Source organism: Micromonospora sp. CA-249363 (assembly GCF_050950185.1).
Lineage (GTDB): Bacteria > Actinomycetota > Actinomycetes > Mycobacteriales > Micromonosporaceae > Micromonospora.
The window spans coordinates 4668160-4693710 of the sequence record NZ_CP192020.1; the positions used below are offsets into that span (position 1 = coordinate 4668160).

Annotated in this window: 1 protein-coding gene; it reads right to left on the bottom strand. The window is 68.7% G+C overall.

What is annotated here, in order from left to right; genetic code table 11:
* The gene (locus tag ACQPZK_RS20880) at positions 1 to 25548 is read right to left on the bottom strand and encodes a hypothetical protein (RefSeq protein ID WP_433534625.1); all 25548 of its coding nucleotides are present in this window, start codon (positions 25546 to 25548) and stop codon (positions 1 to 3) included.
* Between the last annotated feature and the right edge of the window lie 3 nt (positions 25549 to 25551).

Consider the following 25551-nt stretch of genomic DNA (forward strand, 5'->3'; position numbering starts at 1 on the left):
TCAGACGCAGTTGGACAGGGTGGTGGCGAGCAGGTCGAGCAGTCTCCGGTGCGGGTCGGCCTGCTCCGGCCCGAAGACACCGGGCCGTCCGTCGGCGGCCAACAGGTCCCGCAAACCGGCGATCCGCAGCACCCACAACCACCGGTCGGTAGGCGTCACCACGCAGGTCTGCAGCAGTGACTCGGCCAGCTTGAACGGGCCGGCGGGCTCGGCCCAGTGCTCCCGCGCCTCCTGTGGGGTCATCGCCAGCACCGCGGCGACGGCGGTGAACACCCTGGTGTTCGTCGCGCCGCGGTCCACTGTCGACGTCTCACTGTCAGCCGCGACGAGCGCCCGACTCAGCGCGACCACGGCTAGGCTGCTCAACTGCCCGGAGTAGAGCAGCCTGAGCAACGTGTCGTTCCAACCGCGCCGCAGATCGTAGGAGCCCATGTCGTCGAGGAACTCGGTGAGGAACCGGGGTGCAACCGGACCGGGAGGCGGAGCAACGGCCACGTGGTCCACGCCCAGCTCGTTGCTCGTCGCCGCCGGCCGCCAACGCTCCAGCACCTCATCGCCCACGCCACCGAAACGCTCGGCCGCGTCCAGCACGACCTGGTACGCGGCCAACTCGCGGTTGTCCGGGTCAGCCACCCGCATCGTGTCCAGTGCGGCCTTCACCTCCGGCTCACGCAACTCACTCAGGTGCTCGGCGAGGTAGTCACCGGCGGCGGCCCAGCTCGGCTGCGCGAGCCAGCCGCCGAGCACCTCCGGTGGCGTCCCGGCCGGCCGCACCGCAATCTCCCCCGCCCGAGCGAAGAGATCACCGGTCAACTGCTCAGCCTCGAGCACCGGCTCAGCGACGTCCGGGGCGATCACCTGCCAGGTCGAACCAAGGTCGGCGGGCACCCGGACGATCTGCACGACACCCTGACGGCGCAGAAGCGTGGCCAGCGCGGCCGACCCACCGGTGGTGACCACCACCGGCGGAACCGGACTCGCGGCCAACACCGACCCGAGCGTGGTCAGGTCGACGGCGTCGCGTGCCGGGTCGCCGTAGCGAGACAGCAGGCTGGTCAGCGCCCGCAGTTCGGCGCCTTCCCAGGCCGGTTCGGCCCGGGTCGACGGGGCTGGCCCGGCCGGCTGGGGCAGACTCTCACCGCGGATCAGCGTCACCGGCCGGCCGGCCGCCGCCGCGAGGTCGGACACCGCGGTCACCAGCCGCTCGGCGGACGACCACGACTCCTCCGTGCCGATCATGGTGAGCCGCCCGCGCATCCAGGCGGCCTGGCCCGGCTTACGGACGGTGTGGTCGACCGGCTCCGACCTCCAAGCGGCGACCACACTGGCCACCGTCGGCAGTGCCGCCGCCATGTCCGGCACCTGGGCGCGCACGACGCCGAGCGTCTGGTCGAGGGTACGGAGCAGGTTCTGGTACATGTCCCCGACAGCGGCCGACGGCAGGTTCCCCTTGCCCAGCAGCGCGCTCTGGAGTTCAGCGGCGCCTGTGCGCAGGTTCTCCACCAGTGCCAGCGTGTCGGGGTGCTGGGCCAGCCGCGTCTCCAGGGTGCGGCCGAAGCCCTGGGTGAGGTCGCTGCGGATGCCGGCGGCGACCCGGGACATCTCGATCCGATCCGCTGGCGCCTCGACGACGGGCGGCCCGGCAACCTGTGCCGACAACGCCACATGCACCAGGACATCGCCATCCCCAACGACATCACCATAAGCCGGCGGCGGATCCACAAACGCCCCGAAACCCCCACCCTCAAGCGCACCAACAAACAACAACGGCGCACCGGCCGGACCAACCGCCACCCCAGCCGACTCACCCGCACCCACCACCACCAACCGAACACCCAACCCAAAACCAACAGCCGGAACCACCACCTCCGCCGACAACAACACCCGCAACCGAGAATCAGCCAACATCACCTCATACAACTGCCTGGGCGACAGCCCGTCGTTTATTAGCCGCCGCAGCAAACCCCCTGCCGAATACTGGCCCTCGTTCTCCAGCGCATACACCAAGAACATTATGTCAGGTTCATTCACGTGTGGATTCCACAACTCACCGGCTGCAGTAAGCCCCTCCCGAGCGTCGAGGTCCAGCAGGGACACGATTGCCCCCAATATTTTGGACTGCGATAGCGGCTCAACGACTGCCTCCCGAACCCGGGTTGCCACATGTCGCCACAGACTTCCGACGTCGCTGACCCCAGCCGGCAACGCAACGCCCTGCAGCCGGGCGGCGGCCAGCACCGCCACGGCCAACGCATCCGGCCCGATTGCTACCGCCTCACCAACCAGCCGGGACAGCGCAGGCGGCACGAGCACAATTTCCGCTGTGTGCGATGGGTCGCTGTCCGAAGCCGCGACCGGCACCTGGCTCGGGACAGGGCTCGGGACAGGAGTCGGTGTGTCGTTCCGAGCGGCTTCGGCTTCCTGAGCCAAAGCGGTTCGCCGGATACTGGCCGTGGTCAGCATCGCCAGCGCGCGTAGCCGATCTTCCGGGAACACGGCGAAGTCCGCCGCAGTCCTACCAGCCGTTTCCGGCGTGCGTCGCAGCAACGGAACAGCGTGCTCGCTCCGGCTCCAACCGAGGACGGCCAGGCGGGGCTGCGGGTCGTCGTCCGCCAGCGCCAGTAGTAGTAGCTGGTGGGCAGCCCTGTCCAGGTGGATAAAGTGGTGGATGAGGTCGTCGTTTACCCGCACCCGGGTTAGACCCGCGTCTACCACGAGGCTAACGATGTTGAGGCCGTCTCCAGCGAGCACCCCCAGCAGCTCTTCAAGGGCTAACCACTTCGGTTGTTCGCCGTCCAGGCGGAAGGTCACCCTGAACATGCGACCGCCTGTCCGAGTCACATCGGCCTGAGGAATGTCTCGGATAAGGTCGATAGGCTCGGCTCCGCGCGCCTGAAGGACAGCCTCGACTGTCACGTTGCCCTGGAATTGGACCCTTGTCAGGAGAGGAAACGTCGTGCGACCAGCCGCGGCTACCCGGTCGGACAGTTGCTGGATGTTCTCCAGCAACTCGGCGTCGTTTGAGGATCCGTTAATGATCCGGTCGAACCGTTGGTTGAGATAGGACAGGGACTCGGCGGAGAGCCAGTCGTCGAGAAGTTCGCGGGCGGCCTCGGTCGGCTCGTTCAGGACCGCCAGGTTCCTGTGCCTGGTCTGATAACTGCGCTCCTGCAACGCCCAGATCTGCTCCGGCCGGATCCCATACCGCGCCCGCAGGCCGTCAGCCCAGTCCACCGCCTCACGGGCCAACTGCTGCGCCGGACCCCGCTCGGCCGCGAGATACACCTTCGGCGACACATCGGCAGGCTGCACCACCGAACGCACATATACGTTCAGCAACCGCGGATCACCCAGAGCAGCAACCCCGGGCAACCCGAAAACCTCCCGCGCCGCCACCAGGTCAACCTGCCCCCCCACAGCGGTATCCGCCGACTGCCGCAGATCCGACGGAATCCACTTAGCGCCCACCGCCGCTTTCACTTGAGCAGCCAGACGCGGCACCCCCGCATTACCCGGCGCCTGCCAATCAACCAGGCCCAGCGCGTCGAGAACATCCGACACCGCCGTCAACAGGTCCACCTCGGTGTCCAACACCGACAACAGGCCCCGCACATCCTGCGACTCACCAGCCCACACCAACGCGAAATCGCTATCAGGAGTCCGCAACAACGACGACACCACCAACAACCGACCGGCCTGCTCCACCCCCCACCGCGCAGCCACCTCCCGCACATGCGCGACCACCGGCACCCGCCCCGCGTCGAGGCTGAAACTCGTCACCCACTCCGCACTGAGACCCCCCAACGACACACCCACCCGCCGCAGGTTTTCCACATCCCAACCAGCCCCAGGCTGGCGCCGCTCAAGCTCCGCCCGCATACCCTCCAGCCGCCTAAGCCCGGACAGCCCGAACGCCTGATCCGCCGCCGCCAACAGATCAACCTGCGTCCGCTCAGCCGAATACGCCAACTGCGACAAATCCGACGGAACCCGCCCCGCGTTCACCGCCACCCGCGCCACCAGCTCCGGCACCCCCGAATACACCGGCGCCCGCCAACCAGCCCCGACTAACGCATTGGCAACATCCGACACCGCTGTCGACGCGTCCGCCTCGGTGTTCAACACCGACAACAGACCCGGCAGATCCTGCGACTCACCACGCCACGCCGACCCGAAATCGTCAACAGCGGTCCGCAGCAACGACGCCACCATCAACAACCGACCAGGCCGCTTCACCCCCCACTGCGCAGCCACCCGCCGCACATCCTCAACCACCGGCACCCGACCCACCACCAAACTGAAACCCCTCACCCACTCCTCACTCAGATCCCCCAACAACGCACCCACCCGCCGCAGGTTCACCACATCCCAACCACCCCCCGGATCCCGCTCCTCAAACTCCGCCCGCAAACCCTCCACAACCGCGAGCCACGACCCCAACTCAAACCAAGACCGACCCAACACATCATTCAAAAGCCGCCCGCTCACCCCCAACACCGCCGAATACCACACCTCCGCCGCCGCTCGCATACGAACCGAATCGCCGAGATCCCCGAACGTCAACCCGAAATCACTCATAAACGCGCCCCGGCGGCTCAGCTTTGCCGGGAACCACTGACCCAACGCCCCAAGCTGATCAGCGACGTAAGAACTGAAATTCTTCACGTCGTGCACAATTGGCGCGTTCCCGGACTCCCAGAGTGTCCGCGCCATTCGCATCAGCCGCGCCGGACGGATATCGGTCTTGCCGGCGGCGACCGCTATGCTCTTCAGCGCCGATTCATCGATCACGTCATCGCGGAACTCGTTCACCGCCTCGACGAAGCCGGCCAGCCAGCCGGCGTCCCGGGGTATGCCGTTGAGCAGCTCGGCGATCGGAAGGTTTCTACGCTGGCCAAGATCCAGCGCCGCCAGCAGGTCTGCGGCTGCGGGGCGCAACTGGTCGAAATCGACCTCGGCTATCGGATGTCCCAGACGCTCGGCCACGTCGAGCGCAAGCAGCCAGTCCGGATCGCTGATTGCGTGCCGATGCTCCGTCGCCGGCCGTTCGTCGAGCAGCTCGTCGGGCAGCCCCGTGCGGATTGACAGCTCAGTTTCGATGAGGGACGCCCACTCGGACGCAGTCGCCCCATCCAGGCTCTCCAGGATGGCGGCCAGCGTATGACCCAGATGTTGGGCCATCTCGAGAAGCCCATCGGTGAAGTGTCGGGTCAGGATCTTGAGCGGTCGGTCCAGGCTCTCCGTGGCCCGCAGCACGCCGTCCGCAGCCAGGCGGAGAGCGTCGATGGCCAGCCCGAAGTCTCGGCCCACGATCGAGTTGGCCGGGATGGCGTCCCCATCCACGCGGCGCAGCCGGTCCCGCACCGTGTCCGCCTGGTCGCTGCCGAGATCGGCCGATCGATGAAGCTCCAGAGCCAACCGATGAATATCCAGAGCCGCCTGTCCGGCATCGCGCGTCGCCGTGATCCGATTCTCGGGATCGTCATACGTGAACTGGCTAACGGACGAGGCCACCCGCACCGCCAACAAGAGGACTTTGCGGACAGGACTTTTCTTTGGAAGCGCCTGATCGATGGTGTTGAAACTGCCTGTTACCGCTCTACTAACTTTACCTACTAGCGCGAAACTCTTTACCCTCTGCCAAGAAGCTGGGTCCAGGTTGTCGCTTTTTTTCGCTAGGTGGCGTAGTTCGGTGAGGAGGAGGAGGCCGTTGGGTCCGTTGCCTTGGGCGCCGACCCAGAGCAGCGCTTCCAATCTCCGGTCGTCGTAGCCCGCCAGGAATTTCCGGATAGCGTGGTTCAGTTGGTCGGTGGATGGCCGGTACCGCTCGTCGAGGGTTGTGACTCGGGCCAGCAACGGCAGCAGGGGTCGGAGGAGCGACACGTCGACGCGCAGGCCGATCGCGAGTTCGGCCACATACGCTGGATCAGCGCCGTCAGCGAGGTAGGCCGTGTGGACCACGTCGTGCGCGTCGGGCAGCACACCCGTTCGTCGGGCCAGTTCCCACAGCCGGTCGGCGCCATTCTCGCCGAGCCCGATCCGGTCCGCGGTGACCGATACCCTGGCGCGCTGATACTCGGATTGCTTCCACAGGCGTTCCCATCCCGCGACGACCGCTTCCGGCGCCGGCGCCGCCGGCCACCCGAACACCCATTCCCGCACCCGTTCCGGCCGCACGTGCGGCAACGCCGCCGCCACCAACCGCACCGCGAACCGCTGCTCACTCACATCCTGCGAATTGAACAGATGACCCAACTGCTGAACGAAGAACCCGAGCCGGGAACTGTTACGCAACCACTCACCGATCAACGGCTCATCGAACCCATACTCCGTGACCAGACGATCACGCAACGCCTTGCCGAACACCTCACCCTGCCGACGCACCGCCAACACCCGGTCCTCAACCGGCAGACCGTCATCCACCTCCCGCACGTGCAGATCCGCGACCAACCCCGGCCACCGCGACACCACAAAGAACACATCGAACGGCGCCACCCCCAACACCCGCGCCGCCGACTCCACCGCACCCGAACCCGTCAGACCCAACCCCGACGCCATCTGCGCGACAGACAGCGAATGACGCTCCTGACTCGCCCACACACTCAACAGCGCCAACTCACCCGGCACCCGCGCCAACGGCACACCATCACCACGCAACCGATGCAACTGCGCCCGCTCACCAGCGTCCAACCCCAACCCCGACGCCAACCGCACCACATCACTCAAATCAAACCGATCACGCACCCCCTCCCCCGCCAACGCCGCCACCACACGATCAACCCACGCCACCCCAGACGGATCCACCACCGCGCTGTCCCCAGCGACCCGATCCAACACATCACCCACAGCAGCCACCACCTGCTCCGGATGCAACCCCAAATCCCGCGCCACCGCATACGCCGGCGCCGACCCCACCACCGGCACCCCACCCAACACCTCCGACAACCCCACCAACCGCCGCACACCAGCAGCGTCCAAACCCAACCCCGACCTGACCCGATCCACCGCGACCCGATCCACCACCCCCGCAGCCGCCACCCGCTCCGCAGCCACCTGCGACAACCCCACACCCCGCAACCACCGCACCGACGCCAACTCCGCATCGGCATGCACACCACCGGTCAACACCGCCACACCCGGCGCCTTCACACCGACCAACGCCCCACCCCGGCGAAACACCTCATCCACCGACACCAGCAGGGAACGGAACTCCTCCCGCACCCCCGCCATCTCATCCGGGCCCACCACACCCAAACGCGACCGCAACCGATCCACCCACCGACCCAGACGATCCAACCCGTCAAGGCCCACACCCACCGCATCCCCCATCGCCGCAGCCCGCAACAACCCAGCCCGCAACGACCCCCCCACACCCAAACCCGCCACCGTCAACGACGCCACCGCAGCCCGCAACCCCACCACGCCGCCCGGCACCACACCACCGAACTCCACCGCCAGGGCACGATCACGAGCAGCCACATACACCGGCTGCGGATCCACCAGCCCCGAACTCTCAGCCTCCTCAGAAAGCCGCCCCGCCAACTCCACCCGATCAACACCAAGCACCCGAGCCACCGCCGTGAACTGCTCAACACCCGGCCGATCAAGACCCAAATCAACCGCAATCCACAAAGCCGACGCCTCCGGCACACCATCACTCACCAACCACCGATACGCATCCGCAAACCGCGCCAAACGAGCAACCGGATGACCACGCACACCATCCACCACCACGTCGACATCATTCGACACCACCGAATCGACATCATTCGACGCCACCGAATCGACATCATTCGACGCCACCCACTCGGCACCATCAGGCACCACGACCTCGACACCATCAGACGCCACGACCACATCCAACGCGACGACGTCGAAACCCTCCTGATAAACCTGATCCACCAACAAGAAAAGATCGTGGAACGCCTCACGAATCGTCCGCACATCAACCGACGAACCCATATCAAACAACCGCCGCAAAAGGCCGACCTGCTCACGGAAACCATCCCGCAAACCAGCCACCACATCACCAACAACGCCACCCCCGATCAGCCCACCCCCCGCCGACCGCTCACCACCCCGCCGAACACCATGCTCCAACACCAACAACATCGCCGACAAACCATCACGATCCCCCGGCACAAAATGCCGAAACCCCAAAGACGGCACCGGAACCGACAACGCCACATGCACCTGGAGAGACAGTGGCCCCGGGCCTACCGCCTGGAACGTGCCGGGCGCGCCGGCCGGGCCTTCGGCGATGACCAGCGTGCGGGGCTGGTTGGGCCGCGACTGCCGGAGATAGCGGCCGTCGGCGGAAAGGACCAGCAAATTGACGTCGAGGACCGTGCTGACCACCTTTTCGACGAGCGCCGGCGGAAGCAGGCGACGCAGTCCCGGTCGGATGAGGGCGTGGGCGACCAAGTCGACGGCGCCGAACGGCCCGGTCGCCGCGATGACGGCGAGCAGTCCGGCCCGATCCGGGTCGGCCACCGACGCCCGGTTGCGCATATCCCCGAGGAAGCCGTCGGTACGAGCGTTGAACGCGGCGATCAGTGCCGTGCGGACAGCGGCTGAGCTCGACAGGGCCTCGTCGGAGACCTGGTTCGTCACCCGGGCCAGATCTCGCACCGTGTCGTCGTCAAGCATCCCGACGTACAGCGCGCCGGCATCCTGGTCGCGGAGCTGAGCGGCGAACGCAACCCTTCGGATCCTCATCTGGTCGGCAACGTGCGCCATCAGCGTGGCAGGGCTGGTCATCCCTACCGGCAGCGAGCGCTTCTGCCGGCGAGCGCTCTCCACAATCGCCTCGGCAACCTCGCCGCCGGACGTCGTCGTCGGCGTGACCTGCCAATTCGCCTGCCGGACCCACCACGGCGCCGGTGGTCGCAGACGATGAGCGGTCATCGTCGCGGCCAGCATGGCGGCGAGGCGGGTGTTCGGGTCCGAGAAGGCATCGAAGTGAGCAGGCGAGGGTTCGAAAGCACCGGTCGGTGCTGGCAGCCGCATCGTCCGGTGCCCGGTATAGACCGGTTCCCGGCCGAGGGCCCGCAGGGCGTCGGTGCGCCCGTCCTGCGCCGCGCGGACAGCCCACACCAAGGCTTTCACCTCGGTGAGGGACAGGTCGCCGAATCCCTCGACGGCGACCTTGCGGTTTCCACGGACGCCAGACGATGAGGCCGCGATGACGATCTGCGCGTCGCCGAGCACGTCGCCCGGCTTCAGGTACGGCAGGGCCTCCTCGAGCGGACGCCAGCCGCCGCGTAGGTCAATGGTCATCGTGTACGGACCGCGCCTGGTCGGGGCAGCGATTCGGATGTGGTTCTGGGTGCGGAAGTCCTCACGGAGTTGTCTGCCGCGCTCGGTCGTCAGGGTGACCTCCACCCTGGTCCTCGCGGGAGCAGGCTGGGAAACGGCTGGATCGACGACGCGCCCGGCCAGCGTCATCGCATCGATAGTCGACCGCACCCGGGTGAGCTGCCTGTGGTTGTTATCCCACACGCTCTTGTCCAGCTCCCGTGCCAGTGCGTCGGGTGAGCTGCCGTACTGCCGGCCGTCGGCCAGGTCGGAGGATTCCCGCGCATCGATGTCGTTCTCGATGGTGCCGAGGCTCCGATTGATGGGTCGCAGGCGATTGTGGATGTACACGATCCTGTTCAGCGGGATGCCGAACCCGTCGAGTTGCTCTGCCCACGTGCTGAAGGCCGCAGCGATCCTCTCCGGGGTGTCACCGGATGTCCGCATCGACGGCACCGATTCGATGAACACGACGATCGCGTCCAGCAAGTCCCGTCGAGCGTGCTCCGGCATCCTTATCAGCAGACGATTGGCCACGCTCGCGGTGAGAACGAGCGCGGACGGGGACAACGTGGCCCGCTCGGCCAGGTTGACGATGTCGATGTGCCACCTTGCCCGGGCCGAGAACAAGAGCAGATCAACCAGCCACCGCCGTGGCGCGAGGGCGCCCGGCGCCACCAACGTGGCGGCGTGCTCTACGGCCGCCGCGCGACTCGTCCCATTGTTGAGGGCGGCGCGGACGTCCGCCCGGCGCAGTTCACCGGCCAGCTCCCGGTGGTCGACCTGATGCCGCGCGGCCAGCAGGAGCAACCGCGGTGGGTCGACGATGCCGTGCGCCGCGGCGAATTGATCAAGTTTGGTGGGCAGTTCGCCGATCAGGACGCTGTGGCCGCGCAGCACGTACTCACTGATACCGAGCCTCATAGCCAGCCGGCGGATATCGGCGATGCTCCAGCCCGCGTTCGGAGCCCGACGTTCGTGATAGGCGCGCAATGATTCGATCTGTTCCACCCGGTTCGACTGCGCTGACGGCGAGGGGTGGCGGTCCACCATGAAAGCGGTGACGCCCAGCCCGATAGCCGTCCACCGGTAGCCGTCCTCGCGCAGCCCGTCCCGCGCCAATGCCTCTATCGTCAAACCGTTGTCCGCCAGGAACGCGAGCCGCACGTTTCTGGCCGTGTCGGGCAGCGGAAGTCGGTCCAGGGCACTCCTGATCTCTTCGTACTTGTCTCCAGGGTCGAACTCGGCGACTTCCAGGTCGGGCACCACCCGCAGCAGCATGCGCGCATCGGCGAGCACGTGCAGTGCGGCCGCCACCGAGTTGATCGCGCGGACATGGGACGGAGTGAAGTCTCGCTCGACCGCAAGATGCAAGAACTCGGCGTACCGGAGACCCTCGCCGTTGCCACTGTTGAGCAACGTCTCCGGACGGTCGTGATTGGGTAGGAGATTCAGCTCGAGCCGGCGGATCCACCAGTACGCCAGCACCAGCCTGGCCTCGCCCGGGCGAATAAACCCATACGGCGTATCTCTGGCGAGGAAGGACTTGATCGCGGACGCCAACTCGACGGGGTTGGCCCGGTGCTCGACCGTCATGGCCTCGTTGATGCGGAACACCTCACGGAACGCGCCCAGTTCGTCCGGCAGCACGCCGAGCCGGTCGGCCACTTCGACGACAGCGGGTCGGCTCTCGTCGGACAGGCCAAGAAGGTACATCGTGCGCGCCAGCCCGTCAGCCGGCACGTCCCTGTAGGCGGGCACATCCGCGTCGCGGTAATCGGGTGGGGCCGCGACCGGGGTCAGGGAATCGGGCACCAGCCAGTCCAACGTATCCATCACGTCGCCCGGCTGGACCTTGCCCAGCAGATCCGAGAGGTGCCGTCCGACGATTTCCCGCGACGCCGAAGCCAGCAGTTCGTGGACGTCGAAACCGAGCACAACGCTGGCGCGCAACCACATCAGCGGATTCTGGATACCGGCATCGGCCAGGTTGTCGAGCACGCGGTCGGCGAACTCCCTGCCTGCCCTGTCGGTGTGCTGCTCGGTGATCGACGTCGGGAGCATCCAACCGTCGATCAGATACGCCAAATCGCCGGACCGCACCCCCAACGCGTCCGCTGCGGCCCGCACCGCCTCCTCGCCGGGCAGGAGGAGATGTTCGGCAAGCTGGGCGTGCTCCAACGACCGAGCCCGCTTGTAGTTCCAAGCGGTCCGCTCGAACAGGTCGTCTCGCACGAGATCGAGCAGGACCGCCGGCACGTAACGCGCCCGCAGATCGCCCAGCATCGACCGGACGTCGGTCCGGTCCGCCGGCTGCAATCGCGCGGTCAGCCGAATCACCGCGTGCAGATCCGCATCGGTACGGACGCCGGCGCCAGCGAGACGGTCGCGCAGCTCGGGCACGACGGCGTCGCGGTCCAGCCCAGGCAGGAGATCGCCGACCCCGTCGGCGATCGTCACGGGGTTGAGGGCGAGGTCGCGGGTAGCCGCGTACAGCGGCTGCGGATCCGGCAGTCCGAGGCGCGCGGTCTGCTCGGTGAGCTGCCGCGTCAAATCGACCCGGTCGAGGCCGAGCACCCGGGCCAGCGCCGTGAACTGTTCAACGCCGGGCCGGTCGAGGGCCAAGCCGAACGCGATCCACTCGGCCGACGCCTCCGGGACGCGATCGTTCACCAGCCATCGGCGCGCCTCGGCCTGCGCCTCGGCGGCCCGCGTCAGATCGGCCACCGGGTGGCTGCGGACACCAACCGGCGCGAGGACGTCAACACCATCTTGATAGAGCTGATCGATGAACAGGAAGAGGTTGTGGAACTCCTCGCGGATCGTCTGTAGGCCGACCTGCGAGTCCATCGCCAGCAGGGACCACAGGGAGTCGATCTGCTGATCGAGGTGGTCGCGCATGCCGGTCGCCGAACCGGCAGTGGCATCGCCCTCGTTTGCGACCCGGGTCAGCCCGTCCCGCAACGGCTGATCGCTGCCGCGGAGACCGCTGTGCTTCAACACCAACAGCACCGCGCGCAGTCCGTCCCGAACCTCGGGTACGAAGTGGCGGAACCCCAGAGACGCCATCGGGATCGACGGCGCCATGTGCACCAGGACGTCGTTGAGGGGCCGCCCGTAAACCTCGTAGAAGTGTCGGTCTTCGCTGGGTGTCTCGCCGATGACGAGCGTCCGAGCCCCCCCGGGCCGCGTCTGCCGGACGACGTGACCGTCTGGAGACAGCACCATGAGGTTGACGTCCAACGCGGTGCCGACGAGCCGCTCGACCAGGTCACGAGGAAGTCTGCGCCGCAGGTTGGGCGCCGGCAGCGCCTCGCCGATCAGGTCGACGGCGCTGAACGACTCGGTCTCGACGAGAGCGGTCAGCAACCTGGCCAGGTCCGGGTCGGTTACTGGCGCGTTCTGCCGGACTTTACGGCGGAGCATGTCCGAACGGGTCCGGAACGCCTCGGTGAGCGCGTCGCGGGTGGCGGCGGGGTTGGCGAACGTCTCCTGTGGGAGCTCGACGACGCGGGCCAGGTCAGCCGCGGTGGCATCGTCGAGCATGCTGACGTACAGCGTGGCGGCATCCCGATCACGAAGTTCGCCGTACGCCGTCCTCCGTCGAGCCAGGTCCTGAGCCGTGTGCGCCATCAACGCGGTCACGTCGGTCACGCCCGGCGGCAACGAGCGGCCCTGCCGGCGCGCGCTCTCCAGCACCGCATCGGGCAGTTCGTCACCGAGTGACGACGTGGGTAGCCCGCTCCGCAGCCAATTCGTGGTGGCCTGCCGGGCCCACCAGTGCAGTGGAGGGCGCAGCCGGTCGGCCGTCATCGTCGCGGCCAGCATGGCCACGCGACGCGTCTTTTCGCCGGGAAAGACCCCGAACGAGGCGGCCGACGGCACGAAATCCTCGTGCGGCGGGTGCAGTTGGAGCAGGCCCGATGGCGCGGTGCTCACTTGCCAGCCGAGAGCCTCCAGGGCGCGCGGTGCGCGCGACCCCATCCCGGCTGCGATGATCATCGCCGAGGTTTCGGTCTGGGACAGCCGGCCGAATCCCTCGACGGTCAGCTTGAGCGCCGGGTCCGGCACCGTGATCGATACTGTCCCGTGTAGTTCGTGTGCGGGCAGGAACGGGAGCACTGCGGCGAGTCCGGCCCAGCCGCCATCGAAACTGATGGACATCGTGCGCAGCTCGGGGTCGGACGCGTCGGCGAATTCGATCTCCTGACGTCGCCGAAAGCGGCTGTGCAACTCCTGGGCCCGCTGGGCTTTCAGCGTGACGGTCACCGTCGCTCCCCGAGGCGGGCCCTGCGCGACGATCGGCTCGGTGCTACGTCCTGCCAGCGCCATAAATTCGGTGAGCAACCGGACGTATTCGAGCTCTTGCCGCAGGTCTCCGCCGACCGACGGCTCGTTAAGTTCTTTCGTCAAATTCTCCGGGGACTCGCTGAGGAGCAAGCCGAAGGCGAGGTCCCGGGCCGCCCGCGCGTCAACGTCGGTCTCGATGGTGCCGAGGGTCCGCCCGACCGACCGGAGCTGCTCGTGGGCCTCTGCGATCAAGTTCGGCCCGACGCCGATCGTGGCCAGCTGATCCGCCCATGCGCCGAAGGCGTCGGCGATCTCGGCTGGGCTCCGGTCGGTGCCTCCGTCCGGCACCGACTCGATGAATGCGACTATCGCACCACGCTCGGCCTTGGCGGCCGGCCCGGGCAACGCCCTGATCCGGGTAAAGGTTTCCACGAACGCGGCCGGGTACAGCCCTGCCTGCCGGGCCATCTTGATGATGTCCCTCGGCACAGCGCCTTCGTTGACAGCGAGCCGAACCAGATCACTCATCCACCGTTGCGGCGTGACCGCCTCCGGTTTAATCAAGGCTCTCGCCGCCGCCACCGCCGACGCCCGGTTCGCCCCGTGGTTGAGGGCGTCCCGGACGGTGGCCCGGCGCAGCTCGGCGTGAAGCTCCTGATGGCCGACCCGGAGCTCGACGGCCAGGCGGAACAGCCTCGCCGGGTCGTTGATGCCGGCCCTGGCCGCATCAACGGCCAAGGTATGTGGCACCAGTCCGGTCAGCACACTGTGGCCCGCCAGCTCGAGTTCGCTGATGCCGAGACGCGCCGCCTGGCGTTTCAGATCGACCGACAGCCAACCTCCGTTCGGCTCCCGGCGTGCGAGATCGACGCGCAGCGCATCGTTAAACTTCACCCACTGCTTACTCAAATCACGCTGCCGCAGCTCTACCACGTCATCAACCGTGATCCCGAGCGTGCCGGCCAGCCACTGATCAGCGGCCTCTGCCAGGCCGGCCTGCGTGGGGCCGTCGACCGTCATGCCGAGGTCGGCCAGGAGCATGAGGCGGGCGTACGGGTTGAGGGTGCCAGGAATTGGCAGCGAGGTCAGGTGTTCCTCGATCATCTTGCTGCGTTCCTGGGCGCCGATGCCTCCTGGCATCAGGTCGGGCGCAACCTGCGCGAGCACGCCCGCGACGGCCAGCGAGCCGAGGCCGTCCGCGACCTCGTTGATGTATCGAACCTGGCCCGACGGCAGGTCGTGCTCGACGGCGTGGCGCAGGAAGGCGGCGTAGCGGTAGCTGTCGGGGGTGCGGAGGATCGCCTGCGGCTTGGCGGCCGGCACGTCGAGCTTGCTCAGCCACCAGTGCGCGAGCACCAGGTCGACGTCGGCCGCCAGGTCGGTGGTCGCTGTCGCCGGACCATCGGTCGACGCCAGCACCGCTCGGGCGTGTCGGTCCCACTCCGCCGGGATCGGGTCCTGCTGGCTTCGCGGAAGCTCCGCCACCGCCTCGGACAATGCGGCGGCGATCTTGCGTGCCTTCTCGGCGAGCCAGGCGACATGGGTGTTGTCCGAGCTGACTGCTATACGGAGCGCAGTAATCGCGACGCTGAGCCCGGAGCCGTACACGGCCACCGTGTCCGTCCGGGGCACCACGCCGTCGAGTTCTCTCAGCCGCTTGATGTCACGGTGCAGTTGGTCCCAGGGCAGGTCGGGCTCATGGCGGGCAACCGACGGCCGGTGAACCTGCTCGTTGGCGGTCTCGATCGCCTGTTCGGCGAGATGAAGGGCCTCGGCGGCCGCGGCGTCAGGCCGCTCCGCGATGGTGTCGGCGATTCGGTCGAAGCCCACGAGGTGCTGAAGGAACATGTTGAACGGTCGGGCATTCCGCCACTGGGCGCGCAGGTCGTGTTCGCCCACGTGACTGTCGATCCAGTGGACGTAGGTCGCGGCGGTGCCGACGTGTTTACGGAAAGCCTCTCGTTCGCCGTCGTCGAAGGGCGTCGCGGCGATGCGGTGCATCTGGGCGAGGGAGTAGCCGGCTCGGCCCGGTCCTCGGGCGAACAAGCGCAACTGTTGGGCGGCCGCGTCCTCGGTTTCGACGCCGAGGAACGACCTGATCGCCGCCGCCAACTGCGGGGCATCGGCCCGTTGGGGAAGCGGGGCGGCGGCGTTGGAGCGGAACACCTCCCGGAAGACGCCGAGTTCGCCCGGTGTCACCCCGAGTCCGGCGGCCACCGTCGCGACGAAGTCCACGTCGTCTGGCAGACCCAGCAGGTACGCCGTACGGTTCAGGCGCTCGGTGGACGCGACGTCGTGCGCGGATAGGGCCTCGGTTGGTGGCCGCCGGGCCGGCACCAGCTGGGCCAGCGTGGGCGTCAGGTCGCCCGGCCGCACACCGCCCAGCAGATCCATGAGGAGCCAGCCCACGTCGTCGCGTGGCGTCGGGGTCAGCAGCTCGTGGACGCCGAAGCCGAGAGCCACAGAGGCCCGCAGCCACGTGCGGGGCTCTTCCACACCGGCATTGGCGAGCGTCTCCACGACGTACCTGGCGAACCGCCTGGCGGTAGCGCCGGCAACCGGCCCCTGCGCCGCGTCGTACCCCGGTGGCGGCGTCTTGAGGAGACCGGCGAACATCGGCTCGTGTTCTACCTCGTTCTTGAGGTAAATGAGGTCAGAGGGCAGAACGTTCAGCTCTTCCGCGACGATCCGCAGGTCGCGGATGCCGGCGAGGCCGAGTTCCTCGGCGACCACGGATGGCGCTTTATGCTCCTGCGCCTTCAGGTTGTCCAGGGACCGATTGACCAGGTCCGTGGGTGCCAGGTTCAGCAGGGTCGGCGAAACGTGGCGCCCGGCCAGGCGGCCGAGCTTCGCCCGGAAGGCATCCCGTTTTTCGGCAGTGGACGGGGCGATCCGGGCTGTCAGTTCGATCACGGCCGACAGGTCCGCGTCGGTGCGGACCCCCGCGTCGGCCAACCGACCGCGCAGTCCGGCCACGACGTCGCCGTCGAGGCCGGAAAGCAGGTCACCGACCCCGCGGACGATCGTGTCCGGGCGCAGGGCGAGGTCGCGGGTCAGCGCGTACAACGGCTCCAGGTGTGCCCGGCCGAGCTGCTCGATCTGCCCATTGATCTGCGTCATGAGGTCGGCGGGCAACAGGTCGAGCACGTCGGCCAGGGCCACGAACTGCTCGGCGCCAGGCAGATCGAGAACGAGACCGAAGGCGATCTGTTCGGCCGCGTCCTCAGATACCTGCTCCTCCTCGAGCCACCGCTGCGCCGACGTCCCCCGCACCAATTCCTGCACCGGGTGACTGCGGATGCCCGCCGCGGTCAGGTGACCCCGAAGTTGGTCGTACTCGAGCAGGTAGGTGAGCAGCGTGTTGCGCGGCTGGCTGGTCCCCATATCGATCGGCTCACGTAGGTGGGCCAGGAGAGCCTCGACAGTGCCGTCGGTCGCGCTGAGCGCCTCCAGCTCGGCGGAGCGCATGTCAGCCCAGCGGAGGAAGCGCCGCTGGGCATCCGCCATGGCATTCCTGGCACCGCTGGTCGACTGCGGGACGAGCCCTTCGAGATTAAGCCCGGTGGCCTCGGTGAAGGCCATCATGACGATCGGGTCGGCGCCGGGCAGACCGGACTGGGTCGTCGCCGGAGACGTCGACGTCCCGGTGGCCACAACGCCGGTTCCGGCGGTCGGAGAGTCGTCGGCTTCGCCGAGGTCGTTCTGGTTGACCAGGTCCTCGACCGTGCCCAGCACGTACCGGACCAGGCTGACCGGCTCACTCCAGGTGGTGAGGCCGCGTAGCCGGGACCGGGTCTGCCCGGTGACCCTGAGCAGGACGACCCGGTTGACCAGCAGGTTGGGCGTGCCGTCCGAGCTTTTGTGCAACCCCGGCATCCGTTCGCCGAGGTGGCCGGACGGGTTACGGTCGGTGGTCGACTGGAGCGGGTCGCCACCGGTCATCGTCACGTTCAGCGGGTTGTACCCGAGGGTGCTGATATTGCCCGGTGCGTTCTTGTACTCCTCGCCGATCTGGTCGCGACTGAGCCAGCGGTTGGAGCCGCCGGAGACGTTACCCAGCAGGTTCTGGGTTGCGCCCTGGCTCTGCGTGTACGCCGCCGCACGGGTCTTGAAGCGTTCGAGCACGGCCTTCCCGTTGTGCCCGATGACGTACGGCTGGTCGTCGCCCTCGACCTGGTCGGTGGAGGGCGCCCACCGGGTTGCCGCGATCGGCTCGACCAGGACGGTGCCGGAGTACTCGAAGGGATTCTTGGCACTACCAATAGTGAACTCGCGTTCCGCCCCTTCGGTCGAACCGAGCAGCCGGTGCGCGTTGATCTCACCGGTCGTGCCGGCGAAGTACTGCTGGATGTCCTCCGCCCCGTCGCTGTCGGCGGCGATCGTCGGCAGCACCTGCTTGGTGACAGCGACGAGGACATCCTGGGCGTTGAAAAAGCTCATCCGGTCGAACTCCGGCAGGGAGGTGTAGGGCAGCAGGTCCGCGACCGCGTCCCGCAGGACGGTCTCGTCGATGTCGGCCCGAGCCTCGTGATACCAGTCCGGCGCTTGCGCCCGAATCGGGGCCTTCGTGGTGTCCTGTTCCGCCACCCTCACGTGGGCGTCACCGTCGACCCAGGTGAAAGGGTTGTCGGACACACCCGTGAGCGTCCGACGAATGGTCGGGCCAATCCAGTTGACCAGGTCTTTCGACGGGTCGAAGACCACCCGGACGGCCAGTTGGACGGGCACCGGGATGTCGACGTGGGTGGCGGAGTTCCGGGTGGTGTGCCGATCGCCCGAACTCTTGTTCTCGCCCTTCGCCTGGTTCCGGCCCGAGATCCCACGGACCGAGGCGTTGACCACCTCCCAGCGGACGTCCTCGCTCTGGCTCGGGGCCAGTACGGTCCCCCCGGAGGCGCCTCCCTGTGCCCAACTGCGGGCGCTCTCTTGGCCCTCGCCCTGTCCGAGCACCGCGTGTGTCTCCGTGCCGGCGTCGCCCTCCTGCGGGATCCGGCCGAAGAGCTTGCGGGTCTGTTCGACGGTCTCGAATCCGGGAGCCGGCCTGGCGTACAACTCCACCCGGCCGCTGATCGTGCCGCCATCCTTGGTGGCGGTGAAGGTGGCCGACAGCAGCCTCGTGTGGGTGCTACCGACACCGGCGGAGAAGTACCGGCTCATCGCCGAATTGATCACGTGCGGTTTGACGATGTTGGCCAGGTAGGTCCAGACCACCCCCGCGTACGTGCGCGAGCCCGGCCGGGTGATACCCGGGACCTGCGCCTCGGCCGAGCGCACGCCGGCGTCGAACAACGCCCGGTGTTCGGTCGGCACCACCTCGGGAAGACCGGCGGCTGCGAGGGTCGAAGGATCCCCTTCCCCCATCTCCAAGTCGGGCCAAACCGGCTCGACGCCGGCCGGGTTCGGCGTCAGCCACGCCCGCAGCCGAGGAATCAGCGACCGGCCGGCAACGGCCGGTGGTTCGACCCGGCCGCTCTCCTTGAACCCTGTCACGACGGACTCGCCGAGGCCGCGACGTTCGACGATCCGGCGCGGCGCGAAGCGCACCGTGGGATCGTTGACGGGGTATCGGTGGGCGAGACGCATCACGGTGTCCCGCTCGGCCTGCTCGGCTGCCGCGTCGAGCCGGGCCTCCAGGACGGCCGGCAGATTCTCGATCACCGGGCCGTCCCCGCCGATCGCCCGCATCGCCCGCCACAGGTCGGTGAGCTCGGCGAAGTTAAGGTACGCCTCGATCGCGTCCGGGACGTCCACTGCCGCCTCGGCCGAGCTGGACAGGTTCGCCGCCAGCTCGACGAGCGTGGTGCCCAGATTGTGGAAGCCGCCGTCCATCCGGCCGACAAAGGTCAGCGGAACCGAGACGGCGTAGTAGGGCCCGTCGTACGTCAGGGTCCGTCCGTCCGTCGCGTCCTGGTTCTCAGACCGGGTGCGCGACCAACCAGCCGTCCCGCGACCGCCGTACGTCGTGTTGAAGATCGTGTCGTCGCTGGGGAGGAAGACGAGCTGCCACCCACCGTCCGCCTGGGCCATCCACCGCACGGTGCGGGATCCCGCGTGTCCCTCGTGGACTCCGCCGGTGAACTCGAAATACCCGGCCGGCTCGGGTCCGCCGGCGCGCGCCGGCACGAAACGCGGCCTGCCGACGTACGCCTGCAGCTGCATCGCGCCGTGCGACTGGGAGGCAGCGCCAGTCTCGATCTGGTTTTCCGTCACGTACGCGTGGTTCAGCATCGCGTCCCTGTTCACCAGCAGCGCTGCCGGTTTCAGGAAGGCCCGCCGGGCATCAGCCGAGCGGGAGCCGTACGCGGCCGGGCTGGGCGCCGTCACCGTGCTCCAGAGCCGGGACTTGGGCCGACCGAAGACGTCGACGGCCAGGCGCTGGAAGAGATCGTTGAGCGCCGGCGAGCCGGCCACCCCGACTGCCGCGGTGAACGAGCCGAAGAACTGGTCGGCCCGCCGGCTCAGGCCGGCCCGATCGCTGTCGGTGACCTCGCGGATGACGTACGGCGGCGGAGGTGGGGCGATCTCGCCGTGCCGGACGACAAGCTCCGGCACCCAGGCCCGGGCGGTGAGGTCGGGCTGGTTGGCCCGGACGCCGTCCGGATCGCGCTCGGAGGTCCAGAACGGTTCGTCGCTGTCCTCCCGGTACATCCGCGCCGTCAGCGACCGCTTGACCCGGAAGGCGTGGTTGACGCCGGCCGGCGACTCGATGATCGTCTGACTGTCGAACGAGGCGCCGCGCTCGCCGGTTCGACGGTGGCCGCCCTCGCCATGCCCCGGACCGAGGCTGGCGATCACCGCCGGAAGCGACGAGTTGTGGGCGCCGATGGTGACGTCCACCCCGCCCCGAAGCCCGACCGACCCGTCTACGATTCCCGTGCTGGTTAGGCTGACCTGACCCTCCGATCCGGCGAAGATCTTCCCGGTCCGGCTGGCACCCTCGTGCGTCGCCGGTAGGCCGTCGAGCGTCGCCGTCGTCCACCGTACGGTAATGCGGTCGACAGTCCCGGTGTTCGGGTTACGCCGTTCGAAGGTCGGCCAGGTTCCGTGCCCATCGAGCTCCGCCCAGTGGTTCTCCCGGTACCCGGTCTCGGTGACCCGCAGGAACTCGCGGTAGTTCTTCAGTTGCTGTTTGGTGGCGTTCGCGCCCATCGCGACGAACCCCTCGGCCACGAGTTGGTCCAGGACCTGCCGGTCGATGGCCGGGTTGTCCACGACCAGGTTGGACATCTCGGTGTGGCCAATGCTGCCGGTCCCGCCGTGCTCGACAGCGGCCGGCGGATGCAGCCGGTCGTCCGCCGGGCCGAGGTGCAGCGGGATACGCCGCACCCGACCGCCTTCCCCGTCCTGGGCGTGGCCGGTCCAGACGACCGGGGCGCTATCGCTCAGATCCATGAGGTGGGCGGTGATCTCGACGTCGGCTTCCTGAACCTGGTTCGGATACATCACCCCCTTCTCGTCGGTGCCGCTCTCCCAGCCCTTCAGCACGGCGGACGAGCCGCCGGCCGCCATCGAGTGCGTCGCACCGGTGGCCCCGCTGAGCCGGAACAACGGGGTCGCGAAGCTGTAGGCGCCGTAGGTCGACGTCCTCGGTAGGCTGGCCGGCACCAGGTTCGCACCCCCGCTGAAGCCGATGTCGACACCGTTGCGCAGCGCCGCCGTACCGGACAGCCCGGACCCGTCGGTGCGGTAGGCCTCCATGCGGGCTTTGGGCGCGACGGTCAACGTTCGACGCGGCACCGGGCGAATCCACAGCCGCAGGTGCCCGACGGGCTCGCCGTTCCGGTCGGTCAGGAGCTCGGACAGCAGGCCGGAGGCACGGTGGGCCTCGTGGGCGCCCCTGATGGTGGACTGGTCCAGCAGATCGAGCAGGGCTCGCTGCCCGTCCGGGTCGAGCTGGTCCAGGACGGGTATGCGCCGGCGCAACTCGCGTTCGATGGCACCCGGATTGTGCAGGCCGTCCAGGAGGACCAGCCGGTCCTGGGCGAGCGCGTCCCGCTGCTCGACGGCCGTTTCGGGAAGACTCTCGATCGGTCCCCGAGGCCGGGCGATGTGCTCCGGGATCCAGATCTCCACCGGCTCCGCCGTGGTGAGCGGATAGCTGGTGCGTACGCCGGTGTCGTCGTCGAGCGTGTTGCCGGCGGGTGCGACCCGCACCGTCCACGTTGCGTCGTACGGGTGCGGGTAGTGCGGTTCGCGCAGCCGGAGCATGAACGACTGGACGCTGCGGTCGGCGACCGACATGGTCCGGGTCGACTGGTTCCACGTCACAGTGATGTTCCCACCCCCGGCCAGGGCCCGGGCCGCGCCCAGAGCCGCCGCCAGGGATGAGAAACGTTTACCAAGGCCGCCCAGAGTGCCGAGCGAGGGGGCGAGGTCCCGGTTGTTGCGCGCCGTGTACCGGGAGGTCGCCCCGACGGAGCGCTCCTCTCGGCTCTGCCCCTCCAACTCGCTGATCTCGCGCCCGGCCGGCTCGTTCAAGGGCCGCTTCAGCTCCACCCTGAAAGTGACCCGGACCGCGCTCGAACCGTCGCCGATGACGTACGCCTGGCCGTCGGGCGTAGCCGTGGTGGCTAGCCGCCTCAGTGCGTCCTGACCGGCGTGGGTGCGTACCTCCTGCTCGATCGCGGCCCGCTGGGTGGCCGAGATGTCCGGGTGTTCGGCCCAGTAGTTCTTGAGGGTGTTGACGGCCAGTCGTTCGACCCGGTCGGCGGTGCCCTGCGTCACCACGATCCGACTGTTCACCGGAACGATGACGCGGGGGTCCCTGAGGTCGGTCAGGTCGGCTTGCCGGTTGCGCCGTTCCTCCCATTCTCCGACTGTCGTCCGCTGCGCGTGGGAGATGTCGCGAGCGCTGGCCAGCCGGGGCTGCGCCTCGGCGGCCGTTGCGGCGTGCCGGCGCTCGTCGATGGTCAGGTCCCGGATGCGGGTGTCCAGGTCGGCCCGCCGGTCCGCCAGGACCCCTAGCCGACCCTCGGCGATCTCGATCCGGCTACGGGTCATCTCCGCACGGGCGTCGGCCTCACCCCGCTCCGCCGCGTGTCGATCCGCCTCCCGCTGCTGCCGGACCCGGGTGTTCTCCAGCCGTCGGGCCTCGATGGCGAGGTTGTCGAGGGTGTGCTCGGCGGACGTCACAGCGCTTTCGGCGTCAGTCAAGGCGCGACGGTCGGCGGGGGCGGCTTCGAGGGCCGCCCGGGCCGTCGCGACGGCCGCGCGGAGATCCGGCAGTCGGGCCTGAAGGTCCTCGGTGGCCCCGGCGGTGGCCCGGATCCGTTCCTGGACGTCCGCGACCTGCTGCCGGGCGTCGTTCGCGTTCGCTGTCGCCTCGTCCAGCGCCTGTTCGAGACCGGGCAGCTCGGCGGCCCATCCACGCCGTACCTCGGTGAGCCGCCGGATCCGGGTGTCGAGATCCGCCCGCTGCCCCTGCCGGTCGGCCAGCTCGACAGTCACGGCGGCGCGCCGCGCCTGCGCCTGCGCGAGTTCGCGGTAGACAGTGGACAGATCTGTCGTCCGCGCGTCAAGGTCGGCACGCGCCTCGACAAGCCGGTCGTACACCTGGGCGGACGACAGGGACAGCTCGACGTCGCGCCCTCCCGGGGTGACGGCGGACAGTTCCCCGGACAAGCCGCCGCCCGTGTCCACCGCCGCGACGATGTGGGCTTTCAGTGGGGACGTCCGCGGCCGCGGCAACCGATCGTCCCGGACGAGGGTCGCCAGCATCGACGCGACCACCGACCGGTCGTCCGCCGGTCGGTTCAGCGGCGTGAGCAGCGTGCTCCGGGTCGCGTCGTCGGGCCAGGCCAGCTCGATGTCGTCGACGCCGACACGCAGGTCGGACAGCAGCCGGAAGAGTCGGCCGGGATAGTTCACACCTGAGCGGCGCGCGGCGGCGGCCCAGTTCGTGGTCAGGTCGCCGGTGCTCAGACGGTGACCCGCCAACCAGATCCAACTCACACCGAGTTGGTCCGCGCCTGCTCTCAGGGCGTCTCGGGACGGTCCGTCCGGCCCGCCCAGGTGGACGAGATCGTCCTCCAGGTCGGAAAGGGTGAACCAGGGCTGTGCGGCCAGGCTCTCGGCGAGCGCCAGCGGAACTCCCAGGGATTCCGCCAGCCAGTGCGCCAGTTCGGTACGCGCGGTGATCGGGTCGCCGACGTCGTCGAGGCTCAGGCCACGGTCGGACAGGAAGGCGAGCGCCGTCGACGGCTCGGCCAGGCCGGGAGCGACGTCGTTCAGGTCGCCCAACCGTTCCCTGATGGCACCGACGAGGTCGTCGAGGCCGCCCCGGTGAGCGGCCATTACCTGCCGCACCGGTGCCAACTGGCTGGGCGGCACCGCGAGCGCGGCGGCAAGACTCTCCGCCGGGACACGGTCGGGAGATCCCCAGCCGGCGAGGATCAGATCGGCCACCGCGGCGACCGCCTCCGGCTCACCCAGACGGTCCGCCAGGGCCGACGGCATCTCGTCCGCGAGCTCGTTCAGCAGCGTGTGCCAGGCTGCCAGGTCGGTCGGGATCGGCCGCGCGGCCGCCTTTTCGAGCAGGTGCAGCAGGACCGGCAGCGGATATCTGCCGTCCTCGTCATGGGCCAGCCGGATCAGGGTGGCCAACGCGTCGTCCGCGTGCATCGGCAGGACATCCGCCGGCAGGACGTCCGCCGCGAAGCCCACCAGCGCGGAGTGCAGCGACCGCGGAGAGGGACCCTCGGCCCGGACGTGTTCGAGGACCGGCGCCAACCAGTCGAAGTAGTCCTTCGGCACCGTGGTCAACGCGCGGACGGCGTCGCTCAGCGCGTCACCCGGAGTCCGCACCGTGTAGACCTGGACCGGCGGAAGCGTCGCGACCGCCGGGGCGGCGGCAACCACCGGCGCAGGCGTCTCGGCAACCGGCGGCTCAGGCGTCGCGGTCGTCGGGGCGAGCACCGGCGGCGCGGCGTCCACAGGGGACGCCGGGTCCACCGGCGCGGGCAGCGGGACCAGATCCTCGGGTGCGCTGACCCGGCCGTCGCTGTCGATCAGCAGGATCCGGGTGTCGTCGCCGCCCAGGTAGGCGGTGCGCAGCCGGTCGACCGCCGGTGCGTATCGTTGCGGCACGTCGGCCTCGGCCGTCGCCGGGTCGTACCACCACAGGCCGTCCGCGTCCGAGGCGACCAACGCGCTCTCCCGCGGCCGGCCCGGTGCCGGCACGTACGACACCAGCGCGGTGGCACCCGGATGACCGGTCAACGCGAGCAGCGTCCGGGCCGCGTCGGCGACCACCGGCTCGCCACCCACCAACTCGTGCAGGGCCGCTTCGGTCACCGGCATCGGCGATGACGTCAGCGTGGTGGCGTCGAAGCCGGCCGGCACACCGTACCGGGCCAGGTAAGCGGCGGCGAGTTGAGCCGCGGCCGGTGCCCGCCCTGGCAGTCGGACACCGAGCCAGCCGAGATCGGCGAGGAAGCCCTTCAGTCGGGCGGGAGAGGGCGGAAGAGGTCCGGTGGCGAGCGCCGCCGCGTCCCGGATCGCCGCCCGGGCCGCCACGTGCGGCCACGGCAACACGCGCACCGACACGGCAGCCGCGATCGGCGTCTCCCGACCCGAGGCGTCGACCGGCACGAACCGGCCCTGCTGAACGTGCTCGGCGCTCGGACTGACACGCCCGGCCGGCAGCTGGATCTGGGTGCCGAGGCGGTCGACGACATGTTCGGCGTCAACCGGCGCGATCACAGCGGCGCCGGCATCGACGAGATCCCAGGGCAGCACCACCAGGCGGTCCCGCCACGCCTGACCGGCGAGGAAGGCGGGCGCCACACTCGTCGCCGCGTCCGCCTCGGCCAGGACCATGAGTTGCGCGTCGCCCGGCGCGATCGCCTCCTCCACCGCCCGCAACGGCCCCGGATTCGCCTGCTGCGTCAGGGCGCCGGTGACCACCAACACCTTCGGCCCGGAAAAGTACATCCGGATCTGCTTACAGCCGTCGAAGGCCATGGT

What these genes read in the sequence shown, in the direction of transcription:
- ACQPZK_RS20880 (WP_433534625.1), bottom strand. Translation starts at nt 25,548, where the DNA reads ATGGCCTTCGACGGCTGTAAGCAGATCCGGATGTACTTTTCCGGGCCG.